The 2721-nt window shown below is 60.5% G+C and carries 4 protein-coding genes; 3 read left to right on the top strand and 1 reads right to left on the bottom strand.

Annotated features, from left to right (window positions below; translation table 11 throughout):
• Window positions 1–325: 325 nt before the first annotated feature.
• Window positions 326–589 (bottom strand): spike base protein, RCAP_Rcc01079 family, encoded by a 264-nt coding sequence (locus DL899_RS19100; RefSeq protein WP_111735895.1) that lies wholly within the window; start codon window positions 587–589, stop codon window positions 326–328.
• Between the two features lie 122 nt (window positions 590–711).
• On the opposite strand from DL899_RS19100, the gene DL899_RS19095 reads away from it, so the two are divergent.
• From DL899_RS19095 to DL899_RS19085, 3 genes are read left to right on the top strand one after another with little or no spacing between them, the layout of a single operon-like run.
• Window positions 712–1101, top strand: coding sequence for a sugar transferase (locus DL899_RS19095; RefSeq protein WP_111735896.1), 390 nt, complete (start codon window positions 712–714; stop codon window positions 1099–1101).
• Window positions 1098–1961: an NAD-dependent epimerase/dehydratase family protein gene (locus DL899_RS19090; protein ID WP_162685673.1), complete on the top strand. Its 864-nt coding sequence runs from the start codon at window positions 1098–1100 to the stop codon at window positions 1959–1961. The genes DL899_RS19095 and DL899_RS19090 overlap by 4 nt, the downstream gene beginning before the upstream one ends.
• Window positions 1958–2569, top strand: a complete 612-nt coding sequence (locus tag DL899_RS19085) for a sugar transferase (protein ID WP_111735893.1) — start codon at window positions 1958–1960, stop codon at window positions 2567–2569. The genes DL899_RS19090 and DL899_RS19085 overlap by 4 nt, the downstream gene beginning before the upstream one ends.
• Window positions 2570–2721 lie beyond the last annotated feature (152 nt).

Genomic DNA, 2721 nt, shown 5'->3' with positions numbered 1-2721 from the left:
GGGTCTTTTTGCGCCAGCTGACTTGGCTGATCTGCCGAACTTGCATGATCGTTGACGAGGAAATGGCACGTGACCGAAGAGTTCAAGTCGACAAACTGGCAGCCTGACGGCGATGTTCAGGGCGAACTAATTACCGAAACGAGTGTCCGGGAATTTGCGAAACCCGCACTGGCGCGTTGGGTGGCCCCAATATCCGCCCAGACGCGGATTTGTCGGCTCGGGTCGTACCATGCTCCGTTCAAGCCGCCCCGGAACAGCCAGCCGGGGTTCCGGCCAAGTCGCGGCCGCGCCGGCGCCGACGTCACGGAAAGATCGGGGACGATCTTCATGCCAGCACCAGCGCGTGAATGCCTGCCGCCGTCGTTCCGGTCGCACGCACGCGGCCCACGCCCAAGGGCAGGATCCAGAAATCGGCAACGCTCAGTGTGCGTGTCCCGCCCGCGGCAGTGTCGATACTGATCGTGCCGCCGGTCTCGATATAGAGGCCGATCGCCACTTGCGAAAGATCGGTGGTGTCGTCGGGCGTGACCGGCAGCGCGTCGATGGCCGGACCCGAGAGCGAGAGTGCGCGGTTGGCGAAGGGATTCATGGTAACTCCTGTAGCGAGAGGTACGCGCAAGTCCGCTATGCCGGTTGACCTGCGCGGCGTTTTCCGGCACCCAGATTAGGAATTACCTGATCTGGCGTACGTTGCGCGGAGCCATTGGACATATGAAGCGATTGCTTGACATTCTCGGCGCGGGTGTCGCGCTGCTGTTGCTGTCACCCGTCTTTCTGGTTGTGGCACTGCTGATCCTGTGGCAGATGGGGCGGCCGGTCATTCTTCGTCAGTTCCGACCGGGGCCGCAGGGTCACCCCTTCGAGATGATCGAGTTTCGCACCATGCGCGAGGCCAATGACGGACAAGGCAACCCGCTGCCGGATGCCGAGCGCCTGACACGGCTCGGCCGGTTCCTGCGCGCCAGCTCGCTCGATGAGCTGCCCGAGCTCTGGAACGCGCTCAGGGGCGAGATGGGCCTCGTCGGGCCGCGACCGCTCCTGAGGGAGCACCTCGTCCCATGCTCGTCCGAGCAGGCGTGCAGCCGCGGCGTATGGACATGACCGTTGTCGTCGTCGGCGCATCCGGCACAGTCGGCAGGCTTCTTGTGCCACATTGGCAAAGCACGTCGGCTCCGGTTCTGCTTCAGTATCGTGGCACGATTTCGCCGTGGACAGGGGGCAAGGTGTTGAAGTGGAATCCTGATGACGGGGCGGATGCCCTGGAAAGATGGGTTTCCTCCCATGAGCGCGCATCCTGCATGATTGTTCTCGCGGGCGTTACGCCGCGAAGCGGAAAGACCCTGTCAGACAACACGCGAATTGCCGAGGCGTGTCTTACTGCTGCCCGAAGTGTCGCAATTCCTCGGGCGCTTGTTGCTTCTTCCTCGGCGGTTTACGGGGATTATCTCGACCGGCCGTTTTCGGAAGAAGACGATCCCCATCCGATGAATGCTTATGGCACCGCGAAACTCGTCATGGAAAAGGAATGTGAACGGTTGGCCGCGCCTGACCTTCAGGTAACCTGTCTCAGGATCGGAAACGTTGCCGGTGCCGATGCGTTGCTCTCGCAGATTGGCACCTCGGGCGATAGGCAACCGGTAATCGACCAGTTCAACGACGGTGGCACACCGTTGCGCTCTTATATCGGCCCCGGCACACTTGCGGAGGTTCTGCTGAAACTCGCGCATATTCGGGACCACTTGCCCCCGATTCTGAATGTCGGTGCCCCTGTACCGGTGCAGATGGGTGAGTTGGCGGAGGCTGCGGGACTGCGCTGGTGCCCGAGGCCCAAGCCGGATGCGCGCCTCCAGCGTATCACCCTTGACTGCGGTCGCCTTTGGGCGCTCATGCATGGCCAGCCTCAGACCTCTGACCCAGCCGAGATGAGCCGCCAACTCAGTTTCTCCAAGGCATATGCATGACTCCCGAAAAACGACTGTTCGACGTGGTGTTGTCGCTTCTTCTGGGGCTGGTGTTGCTACCGGTTATCGCCCTGATAGCTCTTGTGATCTTGTTGATTGATGGTCGCCCTGTCTTTTATCTGTCGGAACGCATGCAGACCCCTCGGCGTGCCTTCAAGCTCGTCAAGTTCCGCACGATGAAGGCGGACGTGGCCGACGCCGGGGTGACCGGTGGAGACAAGGCCGGGCGGATCACACGGACCGGGCATTTTCTCCGGCGCACCCGGCTCGACGAATTGCCGCAAATTTGGAACATCCTTCGCGGCGATATGAGCTTCGTGGGTCCAAGACCGCCCTTGCGACAGTATGTCGAGCGATTTCCAGACATATATCAAGCTGTATTACAATCCCGCCCGGGCGTGACGGGCCTCGCCTCGATCGTTTATCACAGCCACGAGGAGTGGCTTCTGAGCCAGTGCAATACTGTCAAAAAGACTGATGAGGTGTATTCCCGCGCATGCATCCCAAGAAAAGCGCGCCTTGACCTCATATATCAGGCCAACCGAACCGCCTGCTTCGACCTGCTGTTGATGTTTAAGACCGTCTTCAGAAGTCTGCCCTTGAGATAGTCCGCCCTTCTCTATTCGGCGCGTTTAGAGCGGGTTGCGTCTAATCGGTTTCATAGCCTGCAGCCTTGAAGAAGTTGTAGCATTCCTCGTCAGTGAAGAGATCACAGACGTGACCGACCGCGCGCCAGAGGTCATCGTAGGTCCGCGCGGCG

This window comes from Roseovarius amoyensis, assembly GCF_003260265.1.
GTDB classification, from domain to species: Bacteria; Pseudomonadota; Alphaproteobacteria; order Rhodobacterales; family Rhodobacteraceae; genus Roseovarius; species Roseovarius amoyensis.
Note: the sequence above shows the minus strand (reverse complement) of the source record. Positions and strands in the feature narration are given on the sequence as shown.